At 59.8% G+C, this 14,742-nt stretch carries 15 protein-coding genes; 6 read left to right on the forward strand and 9 right to left on the reverse strand.

The genetic code is table 11. The annotated features are described in order from the left end of the window. From hutH to A6U86_RS22200, 5 genes are all read right to left on the reverse strand, one after another. A complete protein-coding gene (gene hutH / locus A6U86_RS22180; RefSeq protein ID WP_068395294.1) occupies positions 1 to 1,506 on the reverse strand; it encodes a histidine ammonia-lyase in 1,506 nt (501 codons plus the stop codon). Continuing rightward, positions 1,503 to 2,279, reverse strand: a complete 777-nt coding sequence (locus tag A6U86_RS22185) for an ABC transporter ATP-binding protein (RefSeq protein ID WP_068395296.1) — start codon at positions 2,277 to 2,279, stop codon at positions 1,503 to 1,505. Before A6U86_RS22185 ends, hutH begins: the two co-directional genes overlap by 4 nt. A gap of 24 nt (positions 2,280 to 2,303) precedes the next feature. Then, a complete protein-coding gene (locus A6U86_RS22190; protein WP_068395303.1) occupies positions 2,304 to 3,008 on the reverse strand; it encodes an ABC transporter permease in 705 nt (234 codons plus the stop codon). Positions 3,009 to 3,018: 10 nt separating this feature from the next. Further along, positions 3,019 to 3,744, reverse strand: a complete 726-nt coding sequence (locus A6U86_RS22195) for an ABC transporter permease (RefSeq protein ID WP_068395997.1) — start codon at positions 3,742 to 3,744, stop codon at positions 3,019 to 3,021. Between the two features lie 102 nt (positions 3,745 to 3,846). Continuing rightward, positions 3,847 to 4,686, reverse strand: a complete 840-nt coding sequence (locus tag A6U86_RS22200) for a transporter substrate-binding domain-containing protein (protein ID WP_068395305.1) — start codon at positions 4,684 to 4,686, stop codon at positions 3,847 to 3,849. A gap of 193 nt (positions 4,687 to 4,879) precedes the next feature. Between A6U86_RS22200 and hutC the strand changes: the two genes are divergently transcribed. Beyond that, positions 4,880 to 5,635 carry a histidine utilization repressor gene (hutC, locus tag A6U86_RS22205; RefSeq protein ID WP_068395307.1) on the forward strand — a complete coding sequence of 252 codons (756 nt, stop codon included), beginning with the start codon at positions 4,880 to 4,882 and terminating at the stop codon, positions 5,633 to 5,635. A 96-nt stretch (positions 5,636 to 5,731) separates the two neighbouring features. Here hutC and A6U86_RS22210 read toward each other — a convergent pair whose 3' ends face one another. Then, positions 5,732 to 6,079: a hypothetical protein gene (locus A6U86_RS22210; RefSeq protein WP_068395309.1), complete on the reverse strand. Its 348-nt coding sequence runs from the start codon at positions 6,077 to 6,079 to the stop codon at positions 5,732 to 5,734. Between the two features lie 248 nt (positions 6,080 to 6,327). On the opposite strand from A6U86_RS22210, the gene A6U86_RS22215 reads away from it, so the two are divergent. Next, on the forward strand, positions 6,328 to 6,585 hold the full coding sequence (locus tag A6U86_RS22215) for a hypothetical protein (RefSeq protein WP_068395310.1): 258 nt from the start codon (positions 6,328 to 6,330) through the stop codon (positions 6,583 to 6,585). A 41-nt stretch (positions 6,586 to 6,626) separates the two neighbouring features. On the opposite strand, the gene A6U86_RS22220 is transcribed toward A6U86_RS22215, so the two are convergent. Then, a complete protein-coding gene (locus tag A6U86_RS22220; RefSeq protein ID WP_068395312.1) occupies positions 6,627 to 7,064 on the reverse strand; it encodes an Lrp/AsnC family transcriptional regulator in 438 nt (145 codons plus the stop codon). A gap of 142 nt (positions 7,065 to 7,206) precedes the next feature. Here A6U86_RS22220 and A6U86_RS22225 point away from each other — a divergent pair, with 142 nt between their 5' ends. Next, the gene (locus tag A6U86_RS22225; protein ID WP_068396000.1) at positions 7,207 to 8,256 is read left to right on the forward strand and encodes an ornithine cyclodeaminase; all 1,050 of its coding nucleotides are present in this window, start codon (positions 7,207 to 7,209) and stop codon (positions 8,254 to 8,256) included. 174 nt (positions 8,257 to 8,430) lie between these two features. Here A6U86_RS22225 and A6U86_RS22230 read toward each other — a convergent pair whose 3' ends face one another. Next, positions 8,431 to 9,750: an MFS transporter gene (locus tag A6U86_RS22230; protein ID WP_068395314.1), complete on the reverse strand. Its 1,320-nt coding sequence runs from the start codon at positions 9,748 to 9,750 to the stop codon at positions 8,431 to 8,433. 232 nt (positions 9,751 to 9,982) lie between these two features. Here A6U86_RS22230 and A6U86_RS22235 point away from each other — a divergent pair, with 232 nt between their 5' ends. Beyond that, the gene (locus A6U86_RS22235; protein ID WP_068395316.1) at positions 9,983 to 10,867 is read left to right on the forward strand and encodes a LysR substrate-binding domain-containing protein; all 885 of its coding nucleotides are present in this window, start codon (positions 9,983 to 9,985) and stop codon (positions 10,865 to 10,867) included. 304 nt (positions 10,868 to 11,171) lie between these two features. Next, the gene (locus A6U86_RS22240; protein ID WP_068396003.1) at positions 11,172 to 12,956 is read left to right on the forward strand and encodes a PAS domain S-box protein; all 1,785 of its coding nucleotides are present in this window, start codon (positions 11,172 to 11,174) and stop codon (positions 12,954 to 12,956) included. A 48-nt stretch (positions 12,957 to 13,004) separates the two neighbouring features. On the opposite strand, the gene A6U86_RS22245 is transcribed toward A6U86_RS22240, so the two are convergent. Continuing rightward, complete coding sequence (locus A6U86_RS22245; protein WP_068395319.1) at positions 13,005 to 13,469, reverse strand: Lrp/AsnC family transcriptional regulator; 465 nt, start codon at positions 13,467 to 13,469, stop codon at positions 13,005 to 13,007. A gap of 125 nt (positions 13,470 to 13,594) precedes the next feature. Here A6U86_RS22245 and alr point away from each other — a divergent pair, with 125 nt between their 5' ends. After that, the gene (gene alr, locus A6U86_RS22250; RefSeq protein ID WP_068395321.1) at positions 13,595 to 14,728 is read left to right on the forward strand and encodes an alanine racemase; all 1,134 of its coding nucleotides are present in this window, start codon (positions 13,595 to 13,597) and stop codon (positions 14,726 to 14,728) included. Positions 14,729 to 14,742 lie beyond the last annotated feature (14 nt).

Raw genomic sequence — 14,742 nt, forward strand, 5'->3', positions numbered from 1 at the left:
CTATGCTCCAGTTTCACTTTCGGCGGGCGGCGCGGTCTGCGCGATCAGATCCCGCAGGCTTTCCATGTCGGCATTCAGCGGGCGATCATCGCCATAGAGAGGAACGCGTGAACGGACGGCGGCGTAGAGGCGGTCCGTTCCCGGTGCTCTGGCACCCTTGGAACCAAGGAAATCATGGGCCTGTGCCGCTGCCATGAGTTCGATCGCCAGGATGTATTCGGCATTGTCGAGGATGGCGAGCAGCTTGTTGGCCGCAGCCGTCGGGTGCGCGAGGAAATCTTCCTGCAGGCCGGAGGTCAGGCCGCCATCAAGCGACGCGGGCGCGGCCAGCCGCCTGTTGTCGTTGGCCAGGGCCGCCGCCGTATATTGGGCGATCATGAAGCCGGAATGGCTGCCGGCATCGCTCGCCAGGAACGGCGGTAGGCCACTCACCAGCGGATTGACGAGACGATCCATCCGCCGCTCGCTCATGGCGGCGATCTGCGCGATCGCGATCGCCAGACTATCGGCCGCCTGGCCGAGGGCTGGCGCAACGGCATGCGCTTCCGAGGAAACGACGGGTTGCTCCGGCGTGCCGGAGACCGCCGGATTGTCTGTAACCGACGCCAGTTCCTGATCTACGATACGAGCAGTCTCAGCGAAGACATCCCAGGCAGCGCCATGCGCATGCGGAACGGCCCTCAAGCTCAATGCGTCCTGCGTTCGCCGGCCAAGCGCTGCGGCGACAAGACCACTACCGTGCAGACGGCTGCGTAGTCGGCGACCCACCTTAGCAATACCAGCAGACGGGCGCAGGGCCAGCACGGCCTCATCGAAGGCAGCGATCTGGCAGCCGGCTGCTTCCAACGTCAATGCTGCAATGGCATCAGCCCAGTCGAGCAAGCGCTCGGCGCGGTAGACCGCCAGCGCCGACAATCCCGTGGCGCAAGCCGAGCCATTGACGAGGCTCAAACCTTCCTTGGCGCCCAGCACCAGCGGGCTCAGACCGATCGTGGCTAGCGCCTGCGCTCCGGTCATGGACTTGCCCTTCACAACTGCTCGTCCCTCGCCGATCAACACGAGGGCAGTATGGGCGTTGTGCGTGAGGTAGCCGGCAGAGCCCTTGAATGGCACCTCGGGAATGCAGTCATGCTCGAGAAATGCTGCGAGATGACGGATGATTTCAGGCCGCACGCCGGAATGACCGTGGGCGAAATTGGCGATCTGTGCCGCGATAATACCGCGTACTTCGCGGGCCGGCAAAAGGGGGCCGACACCGCAGGCATGGCTGAGGATGATATTGCGCGAGAGGCGGCTCTGCGAAGGGCGGTCCACCACTGTATCGGACAGGGCGCCGACACCAGTATTCACGCCATAGGCCCGCACGCCGGTTTCAACGATGCGTTCAACGATGCGGCTCGCCTGCTCGACCCGCTTCCATGCTGCCTCGGACAGGGTCAGCGGTTCGCCGGTGCTGACGCTAGCAACATCGCGCCAGGATAACGGCTTATCGATCGTGATGGTCATTGTCCGGTTCCGAAATGCCCGATGAACTGGCGGAAGGCCGGCGATGCGCCGCCACCGAACATATCGTCCGGCGTGCCGGTGCTTTCGACCAGCCCTTCCTTCATGAAGACGACACGGTTAGAGACATTGCGGGCAAAGCTCATCTCGTGGGTGACGACCAGCATGGTCATCCCTTCCTCGGCAAGCGCGCGCATGACGCGCAGCACTTCGCCGACAAGCTCCGGATCGAGCGCCGACGTCGGCTCATCGAACAACATGACCTTCGGCTTCATGGCAAGGGCACGGGCGATGGCCGCGCGCTGCTGCTGACCACCGGACAGATGCGCGGGGTAGGCGTGGCGTTTATCGGCGATGCCGACCTTTTCCAGAAGCGCTTCGGCTTCGGCGATGCATTCGGCACGCGGGCGCTTCAAGACATGGATCGGCCCCTCGATCACATTCTGAAGGATCGTCATATGGGACCAGAGATTGAAGCTTTGGAAAACCATGCCGAGCTCGGAGCGGATATGATCCACCTGCTTGTGGCTCGCCGGACGGCTTTTGCCATTCTTGTGGATCATGCGGATCTGCTCGCCATCCACCCAGATCTCGCCATCGTTGGCGATCTCAAGCAGGTTGATGCAGCGAAGGAATGTCGACTTGCCGGAGCCGGAAGCGCCGAGCAGCGAAATGACGTCGCCATCCTGAGCATCAAGGGAAATGCCGCGCAAAACTTCATGGGTGCCGAAGCTCTTGCGGATGTTGCGAACTGAAAGTCGGGTTACATCTGGCATGATTTGCCTGCTCCAATGAAGTCTTTAGGCCTTCAACGCCGGCGGAATGGCGCGGCGATGACGGGACAGCGAATATTCCAGCAGGGCCATGCCCTGCAGAATGATGAAATTCAGCACGAGGTAGATGATCGCCGCACAGAGGAAGACTTCCATCGTGCGGTAGGTGTGCGAGATCAGCCGTTGCGCAACGCCTGTAACTTCCCAAACCGTGACGAGGCTGGCGAGTGCCGTCGACTTCATCATCAGGACGATCTCGGTCGAATAGGCCGGCAGGGCATGACGGAAGGCGATGGGCGCGATGATACGGCGCACGAGCAGCAGGCGGGACATGCCGATCGAGCGCGCCGCCTCGATCTCCTTCGGCGAAACGGCACGGATGCCGCCGCGGAAGATCTCGGCGGTATAGCCGGCCGTGCACAGCGCCAGCGACAGGATCGCGCAGACCACGGGCTCACGCAGGAAGGGCCAGAGGAACGAATAGCGGATGATGGAAAATTGCGCCAAGCCGTAGAAGACCAGGAACATCTGGATCAATAGCGGCGAGCCGCGGAACACGAAGATATAGCCCTTGGCAAAGCCCGACAGGATCGGATTGCCGCTGACGCGCATGGCGACGATAACAAGCGCCAAGATGCCGCCTGTTACGATCGACAGCGAAAACAGCAGGAGTGTCACCGGCACCGCCTGCAGCAGTGTGATCATGGTGCTCGAGAGGAAGTTAAAATCCATTTGCCGCTCCTCAAGCCTGGCCGATTGTCGCAGCCGGCATGCTGCGATTGGCACGTCGTTCCGCCCTGTTGAAAACGCGATCCGACAGGCTGGTCAGGATCAGGTACAGAATCCCGCCGACGATGAAGAAGAGGAAATACTGGCGCGTGGAGCCGGCGGCGACCTGGCTGGTGCGCATCAACTCCGCAAGGCCGGTGACCGAGATCAAGGCCGAATCCTTGAGGCTCAGCTGCCAGACGTTGCCAAGACCCGGAATGGCGTAGCGTATCACCTGCGGGATGATGATGCGGCGCAGGCGAAGGCCGCCATGCATGCCGATTGCCGAGGCTGCCTCGAGCTCACCCTTGGAAATGGCGAGATAGGCGCCGCGGAAGACCTCGGCCTGATAGGCGCCGGATATGATGCCGACGGCAAGTGCGCCCGCGGCAAAGGATGGCAGGCCTAGAAAGCCCTCGTAACCAAACCATTTGCCGACCGAGGTGACCGCCGAGGATCCACCGAAATAGATGAGATAGATGATCAGAAGCTCCGGCACGCCACGAAACACTGTCGTGTAGACATTGCCGAGCATTTTCAGCGGCAGGCTGCCCGAGAGCTTTGCCGAGGCGACGATCGCGCCCAACACCGCCCCGATTGCCAATGCCGTCGCGGTGACGGCAAGCGTCATCAAAGCGGCAACGAGCAGCAGCGCGCCCCACCCGTTCGAGCCGAAGCCCAGCAGTTGCAAGCTTGCCATAGCGTCCATTCCCCGTCCGTGGCAGTTTCTGACGTCAGAATAACTGACGGTCTCCGGCTTTGCAGCCGGAGACCCGTGGCAACGACCCGAAGGCCGCCCCGATTATTCCGGGCTAACGTCGACCTTGAACCACTTCATCGACAGGGTCTTGATGGTGCCGTCGGCAAGCGCTGACTTGATCGCAGCGTTGAACTTGTCGGCAAGATCGGTATCAGCCTGACGGATGCCGAGACCTTCGCCCGCGCCCCAGATGGAGCCGGCGATTTCGGGGCCGGTAAAGGCCAGCGTGTCGTTTGCGCTGGCAAAAGCGTTGCTGAAATAGACAGCATCGTCGAAGCCGAGATCGATACGGCCGTTCTGCAGATCGAGATCGCGGTCGGCACCAGTCTTGTATTCGCGGATCGTGGCGATCGAGCCGAAATTGTCATAGACGAACTTGGCGTAGACGGTCGCGGCCTGGATGCCGATGGTCTTGCCCTTGAAGGCTTCTTTCAGCACGTCGATTTCCTTGACGCCGGTCTGGCCGGGGGTCATCTTGATGGTGGAGCCGGTGCCGGCAGCATTGGCAAGCGGGCTGTCCTTGGCGGTTGCGAAAGCAGCAGGCGTAGCGGCGTAGGGAATAGTGAAGCCGATGACCTGCTTGCGCTCGTCGGTGATCGACAGCGCATCCATGATCACGTCAAACTTGCCGGCGTTGAGTGCCGGGATCATACCGTCCCAATCGGAGGCAACCAGCTTGCAGTCGATCTTGGCGCGTTCGCACAGGACCTTGGCAAGTTCCGGCTCGAAGCCGCCGAGCGAACCATCGGCATTCGTCATATTCCACGGCGCATAGGCGCCTTCCAGGGTGATCGTCGCCGTCTTCCAGTCCTTGGCGACAGCCGGTGCCGCGAAGGCGGCGGCGGCCATGACGCCTGACAAAAGAATTGCACTGAATTTCATCGTGTGGAGCTCCTCTGAGGTTGAAACAGGCCTTGCAGCACTTCCTACCGATCTACGCCGGCTTGCTCGCTTTCCCAATTTATTTTTAGGATTGTTTGCGAGGTTGTATAGGGTACCATATGAGATAATTTGTGATATGCAAGTGGGAAAGTTGTTTTCGAGGCAGATTCAGTTCGTGCAAAGGGAATAGGCAATGAAGCGCTCCGGCGAGATGAAACGCGAACTGGCGGAAAACGACGCATCGCCTCTCTATGCCGGGGTCAAGCAGGTGATACTCGATCGCATCCACAGCGGCGAGTGGCCGCCCAAGCATCGTGTTCCCTCCGAAAACGAATTGGTCACCGAACTTGGCGTCAGCAAGATGACAGCCAATCGTGCGCTGCGTGAACTCGCCAATGAAGGCGAGCTGGTGCGCATCCAGGGCGTCGGCTCCTTCGTTGCCGAACGCAAGGGAGCATCTGCCCTCTTCGAGGTGCGCAATATCGCCGAAGAAATCGCCGAACGCGGGCATTCTCACCAGGCAATCGTGATCGTTCTTGCCCAAGAAGCAGCCTCACCCGACGTTGCCGATGCGCTGGGGCTGGACATCGGATCGCCCGCTTTCCACTCGCTGATCGTGCATAGCGAAAACGGCGTGCCGGTGCAGATCGAGGACCGCCATGTCCACCCCGATGCTGCGCCTGACTACCTGCAGCAAGACTTTACGGGCATGACGCCGAATGCCTATCTTTCGGAAGTCGCGCCGCTCAGCGGGTCGGAACATGTGGTCGAAGCTGTCATGCCGCAGGCCTGGGAATGCAAGCTGTTGACGATCCTGAAGACCGAGCCCTGCCTGACGATCCGGCGGCGCACATGGTCGGCACGCGGCGTCGTTTCCACCGCGCGCCTCATTTATCCCGGGAACCGTTACCGGCTGGAGAGCCATAGCGGCAAGGCTTCGGATCGATAGTTGTATATGGAAGTTGACGCGCCGCCAGCATGAACATTTTTGGGTGGTGTCAGGTGGATGTCCTGGTGCGCATTCCCTTGCCTATGCGAGGCAAAGCTACGACACCTGCAGCATACATTCCATAAACAAGGCGCCCAGAATTAATCCCGACACGGTCGCGAGCACTTTCAGGATCGCCCGCTCGATACGCAGACACTTTTCAGGCAGGACCAACGCAATCGACTCGCTGGCTGCCGCGACAGTTATGCATAAAAGCGCAACGATGCGCCGATCGTCGGGGTAAGCTATGACGAACAGAAACCCCATGAGCCCGAATGGGACTACGCTCTCGATGGTTGCCATCGCCATGAATGGATATCTGGTCCCGACCGGGACGACTGTGGTCAATACTACCAGACCGAGCACGGTCCAGGCGAGGGCGTGGGCGAGCAAAGTAAGTTCCATACGAAATCATAACAACAAGCCGCGAGTTTTCAAGCTAGACTGTGCAACGTAGCCAAACTGTTCTTCAGTCCGTTCGCCGCCGGCGCGGCCTTCGCCGAAGAAAGCCCAGAAATGGCCTTCTCTGCCTGCCCAGATCGATGCAGCCGGCTGCTTCTGCGATTGACAAAGCGCTCCCGCATTGGATGTATCTGTGATGTAATAAGCCGGCAAACGCCTCCGCCAAGATCTTTCACGGATGGGATCCACCAATGCCTGATACAAATGCCGCGGCGCAACCAGCCACCTGGCGCATCGTCCTTGCCGCCATCCTCGACTTCCTGACTGCGTTTTTTATTCTCGGCTATATCGTCGCGTCGATCTTCGGCGGCAGGACGGATGACGGCTTCAAGCTAAATGGCCTGCCGGCCCTTCTGCTCTTTGTCCTCATCATCGCCTATTTCCTCGTGTTCAACCGATATCTCGGCGGCACCATCTGGAAGCGCATTTTGCGGGCAAGCCGCGGTTAGGCAGGAACGGGCATCAAGCCGTCCTTCGGCGATGCGAATGGTCAGAGGCTGCTGAGCAGCAGACTGGTCTCGCTGTTTGCGACACCGTCGATCATGCGTACCTCGCGCAAGACCCGATCGAAGTCCGAGAGGCTGGTTGCGCGGATATTGGCGACGAGATCCCAATTGCCGTTCGTCGTGTGCAGCGAATAGATCTCCGGCAGGCCACGCAGCTTGCGGATGACCTGCGTGGTCGACTTTCCCACCACTTCGATCATCATGACCGCGTGGACGGTCTGCTCGTCATAATCTTCCCGCACCCGGACGGTGAAGCCGAGAAGGGTGCCGGTCTCCATGAGACGGTCCAATCGGTTCTGCACCGTACCCCGCGCAACGCCCAGCGCATCTGACAATTTCGACAGTGAAGCCCGCCCGTCGGCCCGCAAATGGGCGATGATGCGCCGGTCGAGATCATCGGGAATATATTTGGCAAGCGTCATCGCAAAATCCTGGCTTTGTCTTTTCTGTCAAAAATACTGAGCAATTTGTGTAAACTCATACCAGAACTGGCACAGTTTTGCGATTTCAGTCAATCGATCCGCTTGTTACCCTATTGGGAATTATCTTATCGAGGACATGACAATGCCCGCACCGCTTCCTTCGGAAAAAGCCTTCATTCCCTTCGTCAGCGTCGAGAACATGATGCGGCTTGTCCATCATGTCGGCATCGAGACCGTGCTGGTCGAACTGACGGATGCGGTCGAAGCGGATTTCCGCCGGTGGGATCTTTTCGACAAGACACCACGTGTCGCCTCCCACTCCCATGACGGCGTGATCGAGCTGATGCCGACCTCGGACGGCGCGGTCTACAGCTTCAAATATGTCAACGGGCATCCGAAGAACATGGCGCAGGGGCTGCAGACCGTGACCGCCTTCGGCCTGCTTGCGGAAGTATCGACCGGCTACCCCGTGCTGCTCACCGAAATGACGCTGCTGACAGCACTGCGCACGGCCGCCACCTCGGCCATGGCCGCTCGGCATCTGGCGCCGCGAAATGCACGCTGCGTCGCGCTGATCGGCAATGGGGCGCAGGCGGAATTCCAGGCATTGGCGATGAAGGCCGTCCTCGGCATCGAAGAGGTCCGGCTTTATGACATCGATCCGAGGGCCACGGAAAAGACCGAGCGCAACCTCACCGGAAAAGGCCTGCGATTGGTTCCCTGCACATCGGCGCAGGCGGCCATCGAGGGCGCCGACATCATCACGACGTGTACCGCCGACAAGCAGCTTGCCACGATCCTGACCGACAACATGGTCGGCGCTGGCGTTCACATCAACGCCATCGGCGGCGACTGCCCGGGTAAGACAGAGCTACATCGCGATATCCTGCTGCGCGCCGACACTTTCGTTGAATATCCGCCGCAGACCCGCATCGAAGGGGAGATCCAGCAGATGGATCCGGATTATCCGGTCACCGAGCTCTGGCAGGTGGTAAGCGGCCGCACGCAGGGTCGCCGTAGCGAGGGACAGATCACCCTGTTCGACAGCGTCGGCTTTGCCATCGAGGATTTCTCGGCGCTGCGTTATGTTCGCGAAAAGCTTGTCGGCACCGATTATTTCCAGAAGCTGGATATCATCGCCGACCCGGACGATCCGCGCGACCTGTTCGGCATGCTGCAGCGGGCGGGCTGAGAGGCCACCGATACCGGCAACCCCTTGTCCATAGGCGTGGGTGGTTGTCCTCAAGATTCGCATATCTCGGGTCCAACCTCACGGGCATAGACTACGGAGATCTCTCCGAAAGGGACAATGGCGGCCAATTTCGTGACCGCCATCTAACTCTGTCGCTTGCTGCCGGAGGCGTTCTCAGCGCTTGCTGCCCGAAACTGTAAGTTCCGGCGCACCCACCCGACCGCTCAAGGAGAAGGCCAGCAGCGCCGATAGCAGCATCAGAGCCCCTACGATAAACATCGGCAATTCGTAGACACCGGTCGCGTCCTTGACGAGACCAGTGATATAAGGTGCCGCAAATCCGGCTATGTTGCCGATCGTATTGATCAGGGCAATGCCGGCCGCGGCAGCCGGTCCTGCCAGGAAACGGGATGGGATTGCCCAGAAGTTCGGCAGGGCCGCGAAAATGGCGCATGCCGTCAGCGTGATCATGACAATCGTCGCCTCCGGCGAACCCATGAACAGCGCAGCCGGGATGCTGAATGCTCCGACCAGGGCGGGAATGCCGATGTGCCACGGCCTGACGCCGCGCTTCGATGCATCGCGGCTCCAGAAGAACAGCACGACGGCGGCAGGCAGATAGGGAATCGCCGTGATCAGGCCCTTGTCGAACACATCGAACTTGGTGCCGAATTTTGCCTCGAAACCGGCAATGATCGTCGGCAGGAAGAAGGCGAGCGCATAAAGCCCGTAGATCAGGCCGAAATAGATCACCGAAAGCAGCCACACGCGGCTATCGGTCAGCGCAAGGCCGGTCATCTTGCCATGCTCCGCCACCTTCGCCTTTTCTTCGCTGGCAAGCTCGCGGTTCAACCAATCCTTTTCAGCCTGCGTCAGCCACTTGGCATCATCAGGGCGATCGGCGAGATAGAACCAGGTCACGATGCCGATGACGATGGCGGGGACCGCGACGCCGAAAAACATCACGCGCCAGCCCTCAAGGCCAAACAAGCCATGCATCTGGATCAGCATGGCCGCAAAGGGAGCACCGATAACCGTCGTCAACGGCTGGGCGAGGTAAAACAGCGCCAGGATCTTGTTGCGATGCCGTGCCGGCACCCACAGGCTGAGGAAAAGGATGGCACCGGGAAAAAAGCCGGCTTCGGCGACACCGAGCAGGAAGCGCAGAACGTAAAGCTCCGTCGCGCTCGATACCCAGGTGAACAGCAGCGCGACGATGCCCCAGCTGACCATGATGCGGGCGAGCCAGCGGCGCGCGCCGTATTTATGGAGCGCCAAATTGCTGGGGATTTCGAGCACGATATAGCCAACGAAGAAGATGCCCGCCGCAAAACCGAATTGTGCCGCTGTCAGGGCCAGATCGGTCGTCATGCCGTTCGGCCCGGCGAAGGAAATCGCGGTGCGATCAAGGAAGTTGATGAAGAACATCAAGGCGATGAAGGGCACCAACCGCTTCGACACCTTGGCAATGGCCGACCGTTCGACCTGTGACATTTCCTGAATACCGGGCTGCAATCTGAATCCTCCCCCGTTCTAGATCATTCTCAACGCGGCTGTCCGTTTGCGTCGATGACAGAATGGAAACTCCCATTTCCCTTCCAAGAACTGCCCCCGGCCCCGCGCCTTTGACTTCGATCTCTAGCGGGATGGACAAGTCGCGGGCAAACGATTTAATCTCCCATTGATGTGAGGAAAAATCACATGACGAACTGATTGGGATCGGAAAATGAGTGGCCCTCTTCCATCGCTGAATGCGCTCAAGGCATTTGAAGCGACCGCGCGGCACAGATCGATGACGCTCGCCGCAGATGAGCTTTGCGTGACCCACGGCGCGATCAGCCGTCACATTCGCGGTCTTGAGGCTTCGCTGGGCGTCATTCTCGTCACCCGCAGGGCGCACTCGACGGAACCGACGCCGGAAGGATTGCGGCTGGCAGAAGGGCTTCAGAGTGCCTTCAGCCTGATGCAGGCGAGTGTCGAGCGCGTCCGCCCAAGTCCGCTCACTCTGTCCTGTTCCTCCTCGATCATGATGGGATGGATCATCCCGCGCATCGGCCAATTCCACGAGCGCCATCCGCAGGTCGCACTGCAATTCAACATGAATTACGATCAGGTCGACTTCGTGCGCGACAAGATCGGCCTGGCGATACGCTCAAGCGTCATCGAGCCACCGAAAGACGCGATCATCCGCGAACTCGGCGGCGAAGCGATCGGTCCGGTCTGTTCGCCCGAATATCTGAGCCGAGCCAGCATCCATGGCCCCGAAAACCTCGAAGGCGGAACCATCCTGTCGACGCGGACCCGCCCGGAGGCGTGGAGCGATTGGCAGTCAGCCGCGAAACAAGAGGAACTCAACCTTTCCAGCCATTCGACTTTCGACCATTTTTACCTGCTGATACAGGCCGCAGCCTGCGGGCTCGGTGTCGCGGTGGTTCCCCAAATGCTGGTGCTCGATCAACTGGCCTCGGGGCGCCTGGTGGCGCCGTTCGGCTTCCTGCCCGGACCGCGCCGCATGGTGCTCTGGATCGCTCCGCACCTGGCAAACCGGCCGGACGCCTTGGCGCTCGAAAGATGGTTGATCGAGGAAATGCATGCGAGGCCAGATACCTGACAGCGAGGTCGGACGGCCGGCATTCGTCACGCGCGGCGATGCACGCGATCTGTTCGATCTGCCTTGCGAGCACAAGCGGGCCGTGCGGTCCGTCACCGGGGAAAAGCATACATAGCAAGATTTGCCTATGTTACTTAAAACACATGGAAATCACTGAAACTTCCCTCTGCACTTCCTCGCATGGATTATGCTATGAGTCCTCGCGAACTAGAGGGAGATGAGACAATTCTCGCAGGGTTGTTCTCATTCAAGAGGGGGTGTCATCCTGAACGTCATGCCCGAACTGGCAGGCCACACCGGCGAGATGGCGGCGCTCATTTTTGGCTTTGACTGGGCAAAGACCAGTCTTGGCCCCAGATCGGCTTGGCCCGCTTGCCTGACCTCGGCCGTGGATATCATGCTCTCCGCTCAAGCTCAGATCGTCATGTTCTGGGGTGAGGATTTTGTCGCGCTTTACAACGACGCCTACGCCCCCACCATAGGCGAGAAGCATCCGCAGGCTTTGGGTCGTCCGGCGCGAGAAAACTGGGCCGAACTGTGGGATGATCTGGAACCGCTTCTGCGAACCGTGCTGAATGAAGGCAAGACCGTTGTCGCCAAGGATCGGCCGTTCTACATCGAACGTCATGACTATCCGGAGACGGTTTATTTCGACATCTCCTACTCGCTTGTGCGTGACAGCGACGGCAAGGTGCTCGGGGTGTTCTGCATCGTCAACGAAACCACGGAGCGGGTTCGCTCGGAGCAGGCATTGCGCGAGAGCGAGGAGCGGGTTAGCGCCATCATTTCGCAATCCGCGACCGGGATTGCCCAATATGAGCTCGACGGCCGCTTCTCGCTGGTCAACAGGCGGTTCTGCGAGATTGTCGGCTATTCGGAGAGCGAGCTGCTCGACCTGCGAATGCAGGACATCACCTATCCGGACGATCAGCACGACACCATGCAGCTGTTCAAAACGATGCTGGCGACCGGCGAAAGTTTCGAGATCGAGCAGCGTTATGTCCGCAAGGACGGCAACCTGGTCTGGGTGACGAATTCGGCGTCTGGCGTGCGCGACCGTTCTGCCGACAGAATCCGGCGCGCCGTCAGCGTCGTCACCGATATCAGCGAACGCAAGCGGGCACAGGAAGTCGAGCGGCGCCTGGCGGCCATCATCGCATCGTCAGACGATGCCATCCTCAGCACCGATCTCAACATGATGATCACCAGCTGGAATAGCGGCGCGGAGAGGCTTTATGGTCATTCCGCCGAAGAAGCCATCGGCCACTCGGTCATGATGCTCGTTCCCGATGACAGAAGCGAGGAGGAACCGGCGATCCTCGCGCAAATCCGGGCGGGGCAAAAGGTCGAGCCATACGAGACCAAGCGGCGGCACAGCGATGGCAAGCTCGTCGATGTCCTGCTGAGCGTCTCCCCGATCTACGACACCTATGGCCGGATCGTCGGCGCATCGAAGATTGCCCATGATATCAGCGCAAAAAAGGAAGCCGAGCACCTTCAAAGCGTCCTGGCTGGCGAACTCAATCACCGCGTCAAGAACGTGCTGGCAACTGTCATGGCCATATCGCGCCAGACATTGGGACGCGACGACGTCGACAAGGCATCCGTCGAAACATTCGATGCGCGACTGGCGTCGATGGCCCGCGCCCATGATCTGCTGATCCATGGCAAATGGGAAGAAGCCGATCTGATGGCTGTCATCAACCAGGCTCTGTCACCCTACCCAAGGGAGAGATTCGAGGTTTCCGGCCCGGCGATCAAGCTCGCGCCGAGGACCGTTGTCTCCATATCGCTTGCGCTGCATGAACTGGCGACGAATGCCGCCAAATACGGAGCTCTTTCTGTGCCCGATGGTCATGTCGCGATCATATGGTCGTCAGAAGCAGGCGATACCGACCGGCTCAGACTGCGTTGGCAGGAAACCGGAGGACCAACCGTCAAGCCGCCCACACGCAAGGGTTTCGGCTCCAGATTGATTGAAAACCTGCTCGCGGCGGAACTGAACGGCAAGGTGAAAATCAGCTATGAGCCGAGCGGATTGATCTGCGAGGTGGATGCGGCCACCGGCATTGGCTGGGATCAGGCCTGAGACAGGATCGCGCGCCGCGGCTCCATCCCTCAGGCCGGCATGGAATGTTCAACGCGAATTCTTCGGCCGCGTCGCCAGCACGTTTCTGATCGAAAAGCTAGAATGGATGCGCAGAACCCCCGGCAAGGTCGAGAGAATATCCTTGTGGATACGCTCGAAGTCGCCGGCCGTGGCGACCTCTACGCGCAGGAGATAATCCGACCCACCTGTCATCAGAAAACACTCGCGGATCTCCGGATGCTTGCGTACCGCCGCCTCGAAACGGTCGAGATGATCCTCCGTCTGCCGCTCAAGCGTGATGTTGATGATGACGGCGATCGCCGTTTCAGCCTGAGACGTATCGACGAGCGCCGTGTAGCCCCGGATGACCCCCGCTTGCTCCATCAGCTTGATGCGCCGCAAGCATGCGGACGGAGACAAGCCGACCTCGCTTGCAAGGCTTGCATTGCTGACACGGGCATCCAGGCGCAACAGGCGAAGAATATTGCGATCGATCGTGTCGAGTGCGGTCATGTGGATTCTTTCAAAAATTCGCCGATCGTTTCAATACTTCCACAATTACACAACAATCAATCACTATTCGATGAGCAATTTCACGATCGTTTCAATAATCTGTAATTGAAAGAACGAGGGCTGATATGGACGGCGGCATAGTGGATTCCCGGGCGTCAAGACTGACGATTGACAGCGGCGCTTGCGGCTATCTCACCATTGATCTTGCGGCCCTGTGCCGGAACTACGACAGGCTCTCCACCATCGTCGCACCAGCGCGAACGGCCGCTGTCGTCAAGGCCGATGCATACGGGCTTGGCGCAAATCAGGTCTCCAAGGCACTTTATGACCATGGATGCCGAGACTTCTTCGTGGCTCACTTCATCGAGGCGCTTCGGCTGCGCCCGCAATTGCCGCGCGATGCAGCGATCTTCGTGTTGAACGGGCTGTTGCCGGATAATGAAATTGCCTGCGTCGAAGGCGGCATCATCCCTGTCATCAATTCGCTCGAACAGCTCCGGCAATGGTCGCAGACCGCGCATTCCGTGGCGCGCAGTCTTCCGGCGGTCCTGCAATTCGACACCGGCATGTCGCGGCTCGGCATACCGCCTGAAGAAAGAGCTGCCGTCGCGGCTCATCTCGAAACCTCAAGCCATCTCTACATACTGTTCATCATGAGCCACCTCGCCTCCGCGGATGAGCTCGACGGCGCTCAGAACGGTGATCAGCTTGCGGAAATGCGTCGCGTTGCGAAAGAATTCCCGGGCTACGATATCTCCTTCGCAAATTCCGGCGGCATCTTCCTCGGCGGCGATTTTCACGGCGTCATGGCGCGACCCGGCATCGCTCTTTATGGCGGGGCTCCGACCAGCGGCGTCGCCAATCCAATGGAGCCCGTCGTCCGGTTCGATGCAGCCGTCGTGCAGACGCGAACCGTACCTGCCGGTGCTCGCATCGGCTATGGCGGCGTGCATGTAACGAAGACCCAGACCCGGCTTGCGACAATTGCGGCCGGCTATGCCGATGGCCTTCCCCGCAGCCTCAGCGATCGCGGTGCGGTTTATTACAACGGCATTCGCCTGCCGATCGTCGGACGCGTATCGATGGACAGCGCCACAATCGATATCAGCGCCCTGCCCGAAGGCACGCTCCCGTTCGGCAGCCTGGTGGAAATCCTCGGAGATCATCAGACTTTGCAGGATCTCGCCAGCGATGCCGGCTTGATTTCCTACGAGATCCTGACCAGTCTCGGACATCGCCACAACAGGCGATACGTCTGAGCTTCCTATTGCTC

The sequence above is a fragment of the Rhizobium sp. AC27/96 genome (genome assembly GCF_001692325.1).
GTDB lineage: Bacteria > Pseudomonadota > Alphaproteobacteria > Rhizobiales > Rhizobiaceae > Rhizobium.

Bases quoted from the DNA above. Each gene is read 5' to 3' on its own strand.
- hutH (WP_068395294.1), bottom strand. From the start codon at position 1,506: ATGACCATCACGATCGATAAGCCGTTATCCTGGCGCGATGTTGCTAGC.
- A6U86_RS22185 (WP_068395296.1), bottom strand. From the start codon at position 2,279: ATGCCAGATGTAACCCGACTTTCAGTTCGCAACATCCGCAAGAGCTTC.
- A6U86_RS22190 (WP_068395303.1), bottom strand. From the start codon at position 3,008: ATGGATTTTAACTTCCTCTCGAGCACCATGATCACACTGCTGCAGGCG.
- A6U86_RS22195 (WP_068395997.1), bottom strand. From the start codon at position 3,744: ATGGCAAGCTTGCAACTGCTGGGCTTCGGCTCGAACGGGTGGGGCGCG.
- A6U86_RS22200 (WP_068395305.1), bottom strand. From the start codon at position 4,686: ATGAAATTCAGTGCAATTCTTTTGTCAGGCGTCATGGCCGCCGCCGCC.
- hutC (WP_068395307.1), top strand. From the start codon at position 4,880: ATGAAGCGCTCCGGCGAGATGAAACGCGAACTGGCGGAAAACGACGCA.
- A6U86_RS22210 (WP_068395309.1), bottom strand. From the start codon at position 6,079: ATGGAACTTACTTTGCTCGCCCACGCCCTCGCCTGGACCGTGCTCGGT.
- A6U86_RS22215 (WP_068395310.1), top strand. From the start codon at position 6,328: ATGCCTGATACAAATGCCGCGGCGCAACCAGCCACCTGGCGCATCGTC.
- A6U86_RS22220 (WP_068395312.1), bottom strand. From the start codon at position 7,064: ATGACGCTTGCCAAATATATTCCCGATGATCTCGACCGGCGCATCATC.
- A6U86_RS22225 (WP_068396000.1), top strand. From the start codon at position 7,207: ATGCCCGCACCGCTTCCTTCGGAAAAAGCCTTCATTCCCTTCGTCAGC.
- A6U86_RS22230 (WP_068395314.1), bottom strand. From the start codon at position 9,750: ATGTCACAGGTCGAACGGTCGGCCATTGCCAAGGTGTCGAAGCGGTTG.
- A6U86_RS22235 (WP_068395316.1), top strand. From the start codon at position 9,983: ATGAGTGGCCCTCTTCCATCGCTGAATGCGCTCAAGGCATTTGAAGCG.
- A6U86_RS22240 (WP_068396003.1), top strand. From the start codon at position 11,172: ATGGCGGCGCTCATTTTTGGCTTTGACTGGGCAAAGACCAGTCTTGGC.
- A6U86_RS22245 (WP_068395319.1), bottom strand. From the start codon at position 13,469: ATGACCGCACTCGACACGATCGATCGCAATATTCTTCGCCTGTTGCGC.
- alr (WP_068395321.1), top strand. From the start codon at position 13,595: ATGGACGGCGGCATAGTGGATTCCCGGGCGTCAAGACTGACGATTGAC.